13 protein-coding genes are annotated in these 14,507 nt (G+C 39.0%); 2 read left to right on the top strand and 11 right to left on the bottom strand.

Features of this window, described 5'->3' with window-relative positions:
* Nucleotides 1–159 precede the first annotated feature (159 nt).
* Nucleotides 160–1,146 carry an L-lactate dehydrogenase gene (locus RWZ99_RS01300; protein ID WP_004182359.1) on the top strand — a complete coding sequence of 329 codons (987 nt, stop codon included), beginning with the start codon at nucleotides 160–162 and terminating at the stop codon, nucleotides 1,144–1,146.
* Between the two features lie 93 nt (nucleotides 1,147–1,239).
* Here the strand turns inward: RWZ99_RS01300 and nox are convergent, their stop codons facing one another.
* From nox to RWZ99_RS01270, 6 genes are all read right to left on the bottom strand, one after another.
* Nucleotides 1,240–2,613 carry a H2O-forming NADH oxidase gene (nox, locus tag RWZ99_RS01295; protein ID WP_314675885.1) on the bottom strand — a complete coding sequence of 458 codons (1,374 nt, stop codon included), beginning with the start codon at nucleotides 2,611–2,613 and terminating at the stop codon, nucleotides 1,240–1,242.
* A 316-nt stretch (nucleotides 2,614–2,929) separates the two neighbouring features.
* Complete coding sequence (locus RWZ99_RS01290) at nucleotides 2,930–4,468, bottom strand: ABC-F family ATP-binding cassette domain-containing protein (RefSeq protein ID WP_314675883.1); 1,539 nt, start codon at nucleotides 4,466–4,468, stop codon at nucleotides 2,930–2,932.
* 138 nt (nucleotides 4,469–4,606) lie between these two features.
* A complete protein-coding gene (locus tag RWZ99_RS01285; RefSeq protein ID WP_314675881.1) occupies nucleotides 4,607–5,137 on the bottom strand; it encodes an ECF transporter S component in 531 nt (176 codons plus the stop codon).
* The gene (locus RWZ99_RS01280; RefSeq protein WP_314675880.1) at nucleotides 5,127–5,984 is read right to left on the bottom strand and encodes a pyridoxamine kinase; all 858 of its coding nucleotides are present in this window, start codon (nucleotides 5,982–5,984) and stop codon (nucleotides 5,127–5,129) included. Before RWZ99_RS01280 ends, RWZ99_RS01285 begins: the two co-directional genes overlap by 11 nt.
* Nucleotides 5,985–6,494, bottom strand: a complete 510-nt coding sequence (locus RWZ99_RS01275; protein ID WP_314675879.1) for an ECF transporter S component — start codon at nucleotides 6,492–6,494, stop codon at nucleotides 5,985–5,987. It lies immediately after the preceding gene.
* Nucleotides 6,495–6,631: 137 nt separating this feature from the next.
* Nucleotides 6,632–7,162, bottom strand: a complete 531-nt coding sequence (locus RWZ99_RS01270) for a DUF5067 domain-containing protein (RefSeq protein WP_314675877.1) — start codon at nucleotides 7,160–7,162, stop codon at nucleotides 6,632–6,634.
* 159 nt (nucleotides 7,163–7,321) lie between these two features.
* On the opposite strand from RWZ99_RS01270, the gene RWZ99_RS01265 reads away from it, so the two are divergent.
* On the top strand, nucleotides 7,322–8,587 hold the full coding sequence (locus RWZ99_RS01265; protein WP_314675875.1) for a PLP-dependent aminotransferase family protein: 1,266 nt from the start codon (nucleotides 7,322–7,324) through the stop codon (nucleotides 8,585–8,587).
* Between the two features lie 42 nt (nucleotides 8,588–8,629).
* Here the strand turns inward: RWZ99_RS01265 and RWZ99_RS01260 are convergent, their stop codons facing one another.
* From RWZ99_RS01260 to pheS, 5 genes are all read right to left on the bottom strand, one after another.
* The gene (locus RWZ99_RS01260; RefSeq protein WP_037600742.1) at nucleotides 8,630–8,968 is read right to left on the bottom strand and encodes an ATP cone domain-containing protein; all 339 of its coding nucleotides are present in this window, start codon (nucleotides 8,966–8,968) and stop codon (nucleotides 8,630–8,632) included.
* Nucleotides 8,969–9,058: 90 nt separating this feature from the next.
* Nucleotides 9,059–9,640: a hypothetical protein gene (locus tag RWZ99_RS01255; protein WP_314675874.1), complete on the bottom strand. Its 582-nt coding sequence runs from the start codon at nucleotides 9,638–9,640 to the stop codon at nucleotides 9,059–9,061.
* Nucleotides 9,641–9,706: 66 nt separating this feature from the next.
* On the bottom strand, nucleotides 9,707–12,115 hold the full coding sequence (gene pheT / locus RWZ99_RS01250; protein ID WP_314675873.1) for a phenylalanine--tRNA ligase subunit beta: 2,409 nt from the start codon (nucleotides 12,113–12,115) through the stop codon (nucleotides 9,707–9,709).
* Nucleotides 12,116–12,331: 216 nt separating this feature from the next.
* Nucleotides 12,332–12,850, bottom strand: a complete 519-nt coding sequence (locus RWZ99_RS01245; RefSeq protein ID WP_314675871.1) for an N-acetyltransferase — start codon at nucleotides 12,848–12,850, stop codon at nucleotides 12,332–12,334.
* Nucleotides 12,851–12,866: 16 nt separating this feature from the next.
* Entirely contained in the window at nucleotides 12,867–13,910 is a 1,044-nt protein-coding gene (gene pheS / locus RWZ99_RS01240; protein WP_314675870.1) for a phenylalanine--tRNA ligase subunit alpha, read from the bottom strand.
* Nucleotides 13,911–14,507 lie beyond the last annotated feature (597 nt).

Raw genomic sequence — 14,507 nt, 5'->3', positions numbered from 1 at the left:
ATTTTTCTATAATATTATACCATAAAACGCTTTATATTTCAGATGTGTAAACGCTTTCATTCAATAATTCCTTAATATTTCGTGACATCTATCACTTAAAATGGTAGAATAAGCAGTGTATGGGGTAACCCAATAAAAAATTAAGGAGATGTTTAGACCATGACTGCAACTAAACAACACAAAAAAGTCATCCTTGTTGGTGACGGTGCCGTAGGTTCATCTTACGCTTTCGCACTTGTAAACCAAGGTATCGCTCAAGAACTTGGTATCATCGAAATTCCACAATTGTTCGAAAAAGCTGTTGGTGATGCGCTTGACCTTAGCCACGCGCTTGCTTTCACTTCACCTAAAAAAATCTATGCAGCTAAATATGAAGACTGTGCGGATGCTGACCTTGTAGTTATCACTGCTGGTGCTCCTCAAAAACCAGGTGAAACTCGTCTTGATCTTGTTGGTAAAAACCTTGCAATCAACAAATCAATCGTAACTCAAGTTGTTGAATCAGGCTTCAAGGGTATCTTCCTTGTAGCCGCTAACCCAGTAGACGTATTGACTTACTCTACATGGAAGTTCTCAGGATTCCCTAAAGAACGCGTTATTGGTTCAGGTACTTCACTTGACTCAGCTCGTTTCCGTCAAGCACTTGCTGAAAAACTTGATGTCGATGCTCGTTCAGTTCACGCTTACATCATGGGTGAACACGGTGACTCAGAGTTTGCGGTTTGGTCACACGCTAACATCGCCGGTGTAAACCTTGAAGAGTTCCTTAAGGATACCCAAAACGTTCAAGAAGCTGAATTGGTTGAGTTGTTCGAAGGTGTTCGTGATGCAGCTTACACAATCATCAACAAAAAAGGTGCTACATACTACGGTATCGCAGTAGCACTTGCTCGTATCACTAAAGCTATCCTTGACGATGAAAATGCAGTACTTCCATTGTCTGTATTCCAAGAAGGTCAATATGGGGTAAGCAACGTCTTTATCGGTCAACCTGCTATCGTAGGTGCACACGGTATCGTACGTCCAGTAAACATCCCATTGAACGATGCGGAACAACAAAAGATGAAAGCTTCTGCTGATGAATTGCAAGCTATCATTGATGAAGCATGGAAAAACCCTGAATTCCAAGAAGCTTCAAAAAACTAATCTTACTTTAGTTAAATAAAAGCCTCCACTTGGAGGTTTTTTAGTATTTTTAAAAAGAAAAACAGCTAATTCAAATGAATTAGCTGTTTAATATTATTCAGCCGAGATAGCTGCTTTAGCAATATAGCTAAGTGGTTGGTTAAAGTGTGGCAAGAAGAACAAATCAAGCAATTGTAGACGATCAATTGTTACTCCTTCTTGAATTGCCAATGAGAATATGTGGATTCCCATTGAGATATCCATGCGTGAAACCATTTGAGCACCCAAAACTTTACGAGTATCTTTATCATAAACAATCTTGATAGTTACATCGTCATTTTCATCTTCCATGAAGGCAGCTTTTTGAAGATCTGTTGATTCTACTACTGCTGGATTGAAACCAAAGCGTTTTGCTTTCTCTTCAGTCAAACCAGTAGAAACCATGTTCAAACCATAGATAGAGATACCATTTGATCCTTGAACACCATTTGATTCTACATCACCACCACCGGCATTGTGGCCACCGACGATACCTGAACGAACAGCGTTTGAAGCCAAGGCAATGTAGTTGACATCGTCAAGAGCATTGTCATAAACGGTAGCACAGTCACCGACAGCGTAAACGTCCTTAACTGATGTTTCTTGTTTCTTATTAACAAGGTAAGCACCATTGCGGAATGTTTCCAATTTACCAGCTCCAAGGGCTGTATTAGGACGGAAACCAACGGCAAGAACAACCATATCTACATCGTAAGCATTTTTATCTGTTACGATGCGTTCTACCTTAGTTTCACCTTCTACTGCTTTAACAGTTTCGCCAAAGGCCAATTGGATACCATTGTCTTCCATATTTTTAGCCATAAGGTCTGTCAAATCACGGTCATAGTATCCTGCCAAACATGTGTCAACAACATCAATTAGGATAACTTCTTTACCATGACGTTGGAAGGCTTCAGCCAATTCAACACCAATGTAACCTGCACCAACGACTGCTACACGTTTAATGTCTTGTGACTTATCGTTCAATTTATCAATAACTTCTTGAGCGTTTTGGAAAAGTTTAACGAATTGAAGGTTTTCAAGAGTCGCTTCGAAAGTACGGCTACCTTCTTTAATCTCAGCACCTTCGATTGGAGGCAAGATTGGTTGTGAACCAGTAGCCAAAATCAATTTATCATATGATTCAACATGTTCTTTACCATCAACAAGAGCTGTAACAGTTTTACCGTCAAAGTCAATAGACTCAACTGGTGAGTTCATATAAACTTTTGCACCCTTGCTTTCGAGGCCTTCTTTGTTGGCATAGAAAAGGCCATCAGAACCTGAGATTTGATTACCAATCCAAAGAGCCATACCACAACCCAAGAATGAAATGTTAGAGTTTTGGTCGAAAACAACTACTTCATTTTGGTCTCCGTAATTATCGAGAATAGTATTAATACTAAAAGTACCAGCGTGGTTAGCACCAACAACTACGATTTTTGACATAAGTTTTTCCAACTTTCTTTTGATAATAGTTTACTATTTCATTCTACCATAATTGGAAAACGGTTACACCTTTTATGCTCAGACTTTGTTACTTTTTGAACAAATAAGACATTTTATCTAAAATCACCATATTATCGGCTCAAGACATATTAATTAGTGTGCTATATTGAATACTCTTATCACTAACTGCTCTTAGACTCTCTATCATTAAGCTAGTATCAAATTCTAATAATGACGGACTACTTGGCTCTTAGGCCACACAAAAAAGAGTGAGTGACACTCCAACTCATAGAGAAGATGTCACCACTCTTTTTGATTATACTAACTCATTAAAATCCCAAACGTCTGTCCAACCTTCATAAAATTCAGGTTCGTGACATACCATGAGGACACTACCTTTAAAGGTCTGAAGGGCACGCTTCAATTCGTCCTTTGCGTCAACATCCAAGTGATTGGTTGGCTCGTCCAAAACAAGGACATTATTTTCACGATTCATAAGGAGACAGAAACGAACTTTAGCCTGCTCTCCTCCTGATAACACCTGAATTTGACTTTCAATGTGTTTAGAAGTTAAACCACATTTGGCTAAGGCTGCACGAACCTCTGCTTGATTTAGGGCTGGAAAAGCATCCCAAACCGCTTCAAGTGGTGTCTGACGTGAGCCTTCTGCTTCTTGCTCAAAATAACCTAGGTCAATAAAATCACCCGTTTCAACTTCTCCTTCAAGAGGTTGAATAATACCAAGTAAACTTTTCAGCAAAGTAGTCTTACCAATACCATTGGCACCAACGATAGCTACCTTTTGATTGCGTTCGAAAGTGAGATTCAAAGGTGACTTAGTCAATGGATGGTCGTATCCAATAACGAGATCCTTAGTTTGGAAAATAAAACGTCCAGGCGTACGGCTTTCCTTGAAATGGAATTCAGGTTTTGGTTTTTCCGCTTGCAACTCGATAATTTCCATCTTATCCAATTTTTTCTGACGAGACATGGCCATATTTCGAGTAGCAACACGCGCTTTATTACGGTTAACAAAATCTTGAAGGTCAGCAATTTCCTTTTGTTGACGTTCATAGGCAGCTTCCAATTGTGCTTTTTTCATAGCATAGACAGATTGGAAATTGTCATAGTCACCTGCATAGCGAACCAAATCTTGATTTTCAACATGGTAGACAATGTTAATCACATCGTTTAAGAATGGAATATCATGCGAAATGAGAACAAAAGCATTCTCATACTCTTGGAGATAGCGTTTAAGCCAGGCGATGTGTTCAGCATCCAAATAGTTGGTTGGCTCATCGAGGAGCAAGATATCTGGTTTTTCAAGCAATAATTTAGCCAAGAGAATCTTGGTACGTTGACCACCTGAAAGGTCCGTCACATCTGTATCCATACCAAAATCCATGACACCCAAGGCACGAGCAACCTCATCTATCTTAGCATCAAGCGTATAGAAATCACGAGTTTCCAGTCGATCCTGAAGCTCACCCACTTCTTCCATCAAAGCATCAACATCAGCACCTTCTTCTGCCATAGACATGTAAATCTCGTTGATACGTTCCTCAGTTTTAAATAACTCATCGAAAGCCGTACGAAGAACATCACGAACGGTCATTCCCTTTTCTAGAACAGCGTGCTGATCCAAATAACCCGCTGTCACATACTTAGACCACTCTACCTTACCTTCATCTGGCTGCAATTTTCCAGTAACGATAGACATAAAGGTTGATTTTCCTTCACCGTTAGCACCGACAAGACCGATATGCTCACCTTTGAGCAAACGGAATGAGACATTTTCAAAAATGGCACGGTCACCAAATCCGTGACTAAGATTTTTGACTTCTAAAATAGACATAGCATATCTGGGCTAAAACAGTCTTTAGCCCTTTCCTTTCTTGACATTAACTTAACTATTTTACCATTTTTTGGTGTAAATTTGGACCTCTGCTTATGGAAAATCGAAAAGAAAAAGCAGGTCCAACCTGCTAAATCTTTAGTTTCTCCATAAAATACGCTTAAACACTGGATATAAGAGAGGAACCGCAATAATCGTAACAACCGATGTCCCAAAAGTCCCACCAATCTTAACCACTGAAGCCAACATGGCAGCTTTTAAGGGTAAAGATGCAACGACAGTGTTCATAATCGTATATTTGACAAAATTAAGAATGATTTTCGTCACTGCAGCTATCACTCCAGCGATAATGATGTTAGACATTCTATCATTTGATTTTAAGAGTTTTTCAAAAACAAGATAGAGCACCAGACAGACAATCAAAGATTCTAAAATGGTAATCCAAACCTCAGCAGCATATCCATTAAAAATATCAAACATCCCTAATCCTACTGTTGCTACAAGGGCGCCTTTTCTAGCACCAAAAATTAAGACAGCAATGACAACCAAGGCATTTCCCAGATGGACAAATTGTGGTCCAAAAGGAATCCGAATAAACTGTACACTTACAAGAATTAAGGCTGCATACAAACTCAATTCAACTAATTCACGCGTTTTGTCATTTTTCATTTTTCTCCTCCAATAGCTTATTAATGCCATTAAATAAATAATCGATATAAGGCTCATAAGAGAGACCATATTTTAAAGGACGACCACTAGAAAGTGTCAATAATAGGACTTTATCCATAAAATCCAAAGCCAAATCACAAACTTTTAGAAAATCAAGGTTATGAAAGTAGCCAGCTGATAAAATTGCCGTCAGTAAGTCCCCGCTCCCATAAAAATGTGATTGATATCGTTTCCTCATTCGATAAATTACTTGATTGGTCTCCTTATCAAAATAAGCCAATCCGATTTTTTCAGTCTCAAATGAAATACCTGTTAAAATAACTTTTCGAGGTCCAAGCTTGCTCAAATCTCTCAGAAGATTCTCAATAGTAGCCTTATCATAGGTACCTTCCCCAAGATAAGGAGAATCCGTCAACAAAGCAGCTTCTGTCAGATTGGGAATTATGACATCAGCCTGTTGACAGAAATCTCTCATAGCTTCTACGTAGTTCCTATCAAACCCTTGATAGAGACGACCATTATCACCCATAATGGGATCAACAAAAAGAGGAATCTTTTTTTGGCAAGACAATTGACTTACAAGGTCTAGTTCTTCTTCTGACTTGAAATAACCACTGACTAAGCCATCCACTCTAAAATCTAATTGCTCCCACTGTTTACAAAAACCTTGCATATCAACTGTAAGATCTCGCACATAGATATTGTCAAAGTCACCAGTATGAGAAGACAAAAGAACTGTTGGCAAGGGAAGAACTTCAGTCTGACAAGCTGACATGATAGGGAGACTACTGGTCAAAGCAACCTTCCCCAAACCAACAAGATCATTGGCAACAATTACTGTGGTCATCTATTTTCCTTCCCAAACTTTTTTAAACTGTTTGATAAATCCTGTATGGAAGTAAATATAGTAGGCAAAACCTAAACCAAGAATAGCAGCTACGAGATCAAAAGGAATTTTCATCATAGCATAGGCTGGTGTTCCATAGATAAAGGCTCTTCCAAAACCATAACCAAGTAAGTCAATAATTGCCCCAAGCAAGAGACCCAAAATAGCCCTAGATTTACTCAATTTTCCTAAACGCCCACCGACAACAAGTGAGATAGCAAGAACTTGAAGGCTGTGTGTTACTAATGTTACCCACATAGGAAGAGGATAAAAAAGAAAATCTCCAATAAATGACCCCACACCAGCAATTATGACTGCTTCCATAGGTGGAAATATCAAACCAACCAAAAAAATGATAATACCGTTAAAATAAAAGTGACCACCTGGAACAGGAATTGACAAGAGACTTGAACTCAAAATGATAACAAGTGCCATGAAAAATGCAGAGAGGGTTAAACGTTTTGCTGACATACCTAAAACTCCTTAGAAATAAATATAGTACAAGTTTATGGAAATTCTGACGATTAAACAAGTAGCTATTTCTCTATCTGACTGGGTACAGTTTTAAGGCTATAAAAAATCACCACACATCCATGTGGCGATAAACCTTATTGACCTTTGTTATCAAAGTATTTGACAGGTGCATTTTCAAGATTTTGCAATGAAATATTAGCAGTCGCATTTACTTCTGTACCATAGTCTGAGAATTCAATTATCAAGTCATGATCAAAATCAGACACGGCATAGTCAACAACAATTTCCTTAACTTCCTTAGGAGCAATCTCTGTCTTATTAGCAATCTTGTCTTTGTCATCATCTTTAGAGAAGACCATTGTCGCAACCTTCAATTCTTCCTTCTCCTGTTTAACATCGAGAACCACCTTCATCAAAAGTGTGTAGGCATTCATGGTTTCTTTGCTTGTGTTGCTGAGTTTATAGTGAACACGAACTGCTTTTTGACCTTCAGGGGATTCGATTTTAGTGGCAGAAAGGACTTGTACGCTAGCATCTTGTCCCACAAAGAGCATTTTGTTTTTATCGTATGTCCAAGTAGGCTCTTTCTCCGGTGTGCAGGCTGACAAACCAATAATGGTTAAGCAGGCAAGAGCGAGAAGTCCTAAGATTTTCTTAAATGTCATTCTTACAATCTCCTTAAACTTTTTTGGAATGGGCATTTAGTATTTCCTAATAACCTTTTTATTATGTCAAAATCTAATAATCTTGTCAAATGCTTCCAGACATCTTGCTCTCAGAGGACAAATAGGGTAAAATAAGAAAAAATCTGTAAGGGGTCAGTTATGAGCATTTATCAAGAAATTGTTGAGACTATCACCAAAGATATCCAAAATGGTAATTTGGAGAAAGGAAGTAAATTACCATCTATTCGTCAGCTTAGCCAGACTTATGGTTGCAGTAAAGATACTGCTCAAAGAGCGCTCTTGGAGCTCAAATATCAAAACTATATTTATGCCGTCCCCAAAAGTGGCTATTATGTTCTCGAGGGTCCCTCTAATTCCAATGATAAGATTCTACTCAACCTTAATGACTATAATCAATTAGCCTATGAGGATTTTCGTCTTTGCTTAGATGAAAGTTTGGCAGGGCATCAAGACTACCTCTTCAACTATTATCATGAGCAAGCTGGACTAAAAGAACTGGTTGAAGCATTAAAAAACCGCCTTGCCTCTGACGACATTTATGTCAATTCGAATCAGATTGTCATAACGTCAGGAAGCCAACAGGCCCTCTATATCCTATCACAGATGGATTTCGGTAACGGTGCTCACAAAATACTTTTGGAGCAACCTACCTACCACCGTATGAACCAACTGGTTAACAGTCAGAATCTAGCCTACGAAACCATCAATCGCAATTTTGATGGTCTGGACTTTAATCTATTAGAGGAGTACTTTAAATCTGGTCAGATTAAGTTTTTCTATACCATTAGTCGTTACTCTAATCCTCTTGGATTGAGCTACACTGCTAGTGAAAAAGAAAAGCTGGCTCAACTTGCCAAACAGTATAATGTCTATATCGTCGAGGACGACTATATGGGTGACTTTAGCGATAGTAAAAATCTACCAATTCATTACTACGATACTCAAAATCACACGATTTATATCAAATCCTTTTCCATGGCCCTTTTTCCAGGTTTACGGCTAGGTAGCCTCGTCTTACCACCAAACCTTAAGACTACCTTTTTGTCCCACAAAGGACTTATCGACTATGATACCAACCTCATCATGCAAAAAGCACTTTCAATTTATCTCGATAATGGTATGTTCCAAAAAAATATTAAGAAACTTGGAGACCTATTTCAACAAAACATGGCTAAAAGTCACGAAACTATCCAGAAAGCTCAGGTTAGCATTCCCTATCAGATTTCCCCTAGACACATTACCTGGAAGCTTACTAAAGGGATCTCATTAGAAAATTTCAAAGCTCAGAAACAAATTCGCTTTTTAGAAACATCCTTTATAAGACCGACTTCTGAGATTTATATGCAAATAGGACATGGAAATGAACTGAAGACTTTTTTAAAACTTTTGAAAATGACAGACTAAAAACTCAGACACAACAAAAGCCATCAAAGCGATGGCTTTTATTTATTTAGTCTGCTCAAAGCGTAGGTGTACGATTACTTTGTCACCATAACCGTTACGCTCCAAATCTCGTTGCAAACGGTATGAAATATAATGCTCAGCAATATTGATAAAACCGGCTTCCATGAGACGATTTTCAACCAATGATTGAATCATGTTAATGGTTGGACGTTCCACTTGAGCATCTTGGAGATCAAGTACTACTTTTTTAGTGACTTGAGCAAGGTTTTGGCGCCAAGAATCATCAAGAACATACACAGTCTGTGCTGCTTTTAAGATGGCTTGGTAGATTTTATCAGGATCAAATTCAGCAACTTGACCATTACGTTTAATAATTTGCATGGCTACCCTCTTTTCAAGTTTTTTCTTTTATTATGCAGAGAATTTACATATTTGTCAAGTACGAATCACTAAAAGAGCTATTCAGACTACTTATTCCCAGAATTTAGAAATGTACAGTGGTTTGCCATGTTTATCAAAGGATAGAGTTGCAGGATAGGACATTGACTGATTATGTCGAATATGATTAGCAATTCTCTTGTCAGCGTTTATCAGATGAATGTCATAAACCTGTCCGTCAGAATCAATAAAGACAGCATTGATCCTAGCACTACTCGATTTTGAACCGAAAGAACTAATCTCTATTTTACCAACTTGGCCATCAATAGTTTTTGATACAGGTCCTCTATAATCTTTGTAAATTGTGACGGTAGCCAAAGCATCCTCAACCAAAATCCAGCTCATTCCGAAAACAAAGAGATAAACGATTGGTAGGACAATCAAAGATAATTTACTTTTGCGGAACGTTTCTTTATGCCACTCCCAAATATCCTGAGGTGACATTTTCGTAAACTGCTTAATATATCGATGGATGAATAATCTATAGGCTAGTATTAGAAATGCTAGTTGACCCAAAGGATAAGCAACACTAGGTAAGCCATCAATAAGTACATTTACTTTATCAGATTCAAAAGTGTAACGTCCCCAAATTCCATCAAAGAACTCTAAAAACAAGTTATCTCCTTTTAGCCTTATATCTACTATCTTAAAAATCCATCTTATCAGATGGATTTTTAACTATTAACGTACTTCTGCTTCGACCTTTTCAGTAAGAGCTTTAGTAATTTTTTCCATATATTTGGCAACTTCTTCGTCTGTGAGGTTGTCATTTGGATTTTGGAAGGTAAGGCTATAAGCCATTGATTTCATACCAGCACCAAGTTTTTCACCTGCATAAACGTCAAAGAGTTTAACAGCAACCAAACGTTTTACACCTGCTGAATAGATGGCATCAAGAACTTCTTGATGGGTGATGTCAGCCTTAAGAAGAAGGGCGATGTCACGTGATACTGCAGGGAATTTTGTGATTTCAACAAATGGTTGAGCTGGTTGCAAGGCTGCTTCGACAGCACTAAGGTTAATTTCAGCCACATAAGTTTCTGGAATACCGTAGTTTTTAGCTGTTTGTGGGTGAACTTGGCCAAGGAATCCAATTGTTTGACCATCAAGCACAATAGCAGCTGTACGACCTGGGTGCATGCTTGCTAGGTCTTTTGTTGCTACATAGTCGACTGAAACTTCAAGTTTATCGAAGAGAGCTTCAACGATACCTTTAGCATAGAAGAAATCAACTGGCGTTGCTTTGGTTTGGAAATCTTTTTCCGCTACGAGACCAGAAATTGCGAAAGCAAAGGTATTGATTTCATTTGGCAAGTTCTCTTTTGGATTACCGTTTTGTTCAAAGACCTTACCGATTTCGTAGATGGCTACGTTGCTATTCTTACGGTTGACATTGTAAGCAACAGTATCAAGCATACCAGAAACCATGTTCTGACGGAGGGCTGAACGGTCAACAGTCATTGGCCACATCAACTCAGTCAAGTTACTTGGTGTCGCAGCAAATTCAACGGCTTTTTCAGGTGTTGTCAAAGCATATGAAATAATCTCTGTCAATCCAGCACCTTCAGCAATGGTACGAACCTTACGGCGAAGTGCTTGTGTTTCAGTCAATTCACCGGCTGTTCCTGCTGCTTCTGGAAGTGTAGTAGGTAATTTATCATAGCCATAGATACGGGCAATTTCCTCTACCAAGTCAGCTTGGATACTGATATCCCAACGACGACGTGGTACAGATACAGTGAATTTATCAGCATCACCTGAAAGACCAAAGCCAAGTTTGGCAAAGACATCTTCAATATCCGCAAATGTCAATTCAGTACCTAGACGGACATTTACATAGTCAAGGCTTGTAGAAACTTGGACTGGTTCTGTGTCGACTGAACCTGCTTGAACACGGCCTGCAAGAACAGTACCACTTGCCAATTCTTGCAACATTGCTGCTGCAAAATCAAGGGCTTCTAGGACAGTATCATTATTGATACCTTTCTCAAAACGTGATGACGATTCTGAACGAAGGTTGAGACGGCTACTTGTCTTACGAATCGATTTGCCATCAAAAACAGCAGCTTCGAGAACAACATTTTTAGAATTGTCATCAATCTCAGTTGATGCACCACCCATGACACCACCAAGCGCAACAGGTTTATCAGCAACGGTAATAACAATATCTTCGGTAGTTAATTCACGTTCTTCACCATCAAGAGTAACCAGTTTTTCACCCTGGCGTGCATCACGGGCAACAATGTGTGAGTCTTCAAACTTGTCCAAATCGAAGGCATGCATTGGTTGTCCAAAGTATAGAAGAACATAGTTTGTCACATCTACCACGTTGTTAATTGGACGAATACCAGCATTCATGAGAAGGTTTTGCAACCATTGTGGACTTGGTTGAACCGTGACATTCTCAACCACACGACTAGCATAAGTAGCCACTTTATCACTTTCGATAGCTACTGAAATCTTATCAGAGGCTGGTTTGCTGTCTTCAACAACTGTTTTTTCTGGGAAATGAACAGATTTACCGTAGATTGCAGCAACTTCATGAGCCACACCACGCATAGAAAGAGCATCAGCACGGTTAGGTGTGATTGACAATTCGATGATTTCGTCATCAAGGTCGAGGTATGGGAAAATGCTATCTCCAGGAACAGCATCTTCTGGCAAAATTTGGATACCGTCCGCAAATTCTTTAGGAATAATGCTATCTGAAAGTCCAAGTTCCGCCAAAGAACAGATCATACCAAGAGACTCCATGCCACGAATCTTACCTTTTTTAATCTTGTAATTGTCTGCAATTCGGGCACCAGGAATGGCAACAATAACCTTGATTCCAGCAGTAACATTTGGAGCGCCACAAACAATTTGACGTGGACCCTCAGCATCTCCTGTATCTACTTGACACAAGTGCAAGTGTGTTTCAGGCACATCTTCACACGTCAAGACATGACCAACAACTAATTTTGACAAGCCTTCAGCAGGTGTCTCAACACCTTCCACTTCAATACCTGTCGTCGACATTTTTTCAGCGAGTTTGGCAGTGGTAACATCCACATCAACCAACTCTTTTAACCATTTATAACTAACTAGCATAATTATGATACCAAGCCCGTTAAGAGCTCTCAGCAAAAATAGGAAAGGCATCGTTGGTGCACTAGCAACTAGATGGCTTTATCTTTTTTGCCCAGAGCTTAGGGCGGGTTCAAATCCTTTCTGTAATTTAGGAATATCTGTATTTGATATATGAGGAAGACAAACTTATGAGTTTTATCGTCTTCTTAAATCCTCTCTATCAACTTAATAATAGGTTTATAGTTTCAATTTTAGCAACCAATCGCGGTCCACTTTACCATCACCGACTGGAAAATCGTGTTCTGCGAATTTTTCAAAGCCATAATTATCGTAAAAAATCTGTGCCTTGAAATTCCTTTCCCAAACACCTAACCAAGCCCAATCACAACCCAGGTCACGAGCTTCTTGTAAAGCAAACTCAAATAATTGCTTACCCAAGCCCATCCCTTGGAAGGCCTGACTGATATAAATACGCTGAATTTGAAAGGCGTTGTCTAAGTGCTGTTCTGTTTGGGCAGATCCAACATTAGTTTTTAGAAAACCAGCCTTTTCACCATCAACCAGAATGAAAAAATAACGTGATTCTTCGTGAGTAATTTCATTGAGGAGCACTTCCTCAGAAAGTGCAGTATCAAAATAACCTTGCAATTGAGCTTCAGTATTATCATGAGCAAAAGTCTCTCTAAAGGTATCTTCTGAGATAACTTTTAATTCTTCAACCTCTTCGGGAAGAACCTTTCGAATAACAACCGTCATGACAACCTCCTAAACCTTATTTAAACTGTTCTGAGAAGCGAACGTCTCCTTGGTAGAAACCACGAATATCGTTTATTCCATAACGGAGCATGGCAATACGTTCTTGACCAAGACCGAAGGCAAATCCTGAATATTCTTCAGAATCAACACCTGACATCTCAAGTACTTGTGGGTGAACCATACCAGCACCGAGGATCTCAATCCAACCTGTCTTCTTACATACGTTACATCCTTTACCACCACACTTGAAGCATGATACATCAACTTCAACTGAAGGTTCTGTGAATGGGAAATAAGAAGGACGCAAACGGATTTGACGCTCTGCACCAAACATTTTTTGAATAATCATTTCAAGTGTTCCTTTAAGATCCCCCATTGAAATGTTTTTACCAACAACCAAACCTTCGATTTGGTGGAATTGGTGACTGTGAGTCGCATCATCTGTGTCACGACGGAAAACACGTCCTGGTGAGATCATCTTAAGAGGACCTTTAGAAAAATCATGTTTATCAAGTGTACGAGCTTGGACAGGACTTGTATGTGTACGAAGCAAGATTTCTTCAGTAATGTAGAAAGTATCTTGCATGTCACGTGCTGGGTGATCCTTAGGCAAGTTCATACGTTCAAAGTTGTAGTAATCTGTTTCAACTTCAAAACCATCAACAATTTGGAAGCCCATCCCCAAGAAAATATCTTCGATTTCTTCAGCTGTTTGGCTAAGAATATGACGGTTACCAAGGTTTACTTGGCGACCTGGAAGAGTTACGTCAAGACTTTCAGAGTCAAGTTGAGCTTGAATTTTAGCTGCTTCAACAATTTTAGCTGCCTCGTCAAAAGCTTCAGTCAAAACGTCACGAACTTCGTTGACCATTTTACCAACTTTAGGGCGTTCTTCATTAGGAAGGCCTTTAAGTCCCTTCAAAAGGTCCGTCAAAGAGCCTTTTTTACCTAAAACTGCAACACGCAATTCTTGTAATTCCTTAGAGTGTTCACCACGCATTTCAGCTAATTTAGCCTGCGTTAAGGTTTTCAACTCTTGCAATTGTGTTTGTAAATCCATGTGATTCCTTTCTGATATGACAATTTCGAATCGCAAACAAAAAACCACATGCCAAAACTCCAACCCGGAGCGTTGACACGCGGTACCATCCGTTTTTTATCTGGTTACCCAGACCTTGATTCGTCAGCCGTTTTCATGAGTGAATTCGCCAAACTTCCCTTGAGGAGGCTTCCAGTCCATGGCCCCCAATCCCTGTCAATTTCCATAAGGTTACTAGTCTCTACGACTTCTATTCAATTACTACCAATTTTACCAAAAAAATATAAAGCTTTCAAGAGGAGAAAAAATCCAGGTTTCCCAGCCTGGATTTTTTACTCGAAATAAGACTTCTTAGACTTGCATACTCAAAGCCTAACATGTGTCCAGAAAATCGTATCTTAACACATACACTATAACTAACTTCAAAAACACCATATCCCCATATGACATTTCCATAATTATTGTAACATGTCAGTAGAAAAAGACAAGCTGACCTCTTTCTCATAAAGGCAAAAATCCTAATCATAGCCACTGTTAGAGCATTTTACGCAATCGGTTGCGTATTTTTGAAAGCGCCAACCTTATTTTTTTCTGAAAGCCGTTTCAAATTTTTTTGAG

The organism is uncultured Streptococcus sp., from assembly GCF_963545685.1.
GTDB lineage: Bacteria > Bacillota > Bacilli > Lactobacillales > Streptococcaceae > Streptococcus.
Note: the sequence above shows the minus strand (reverse complement) of the source record. Positions and strands in the feature narration are given on the sequence as shown.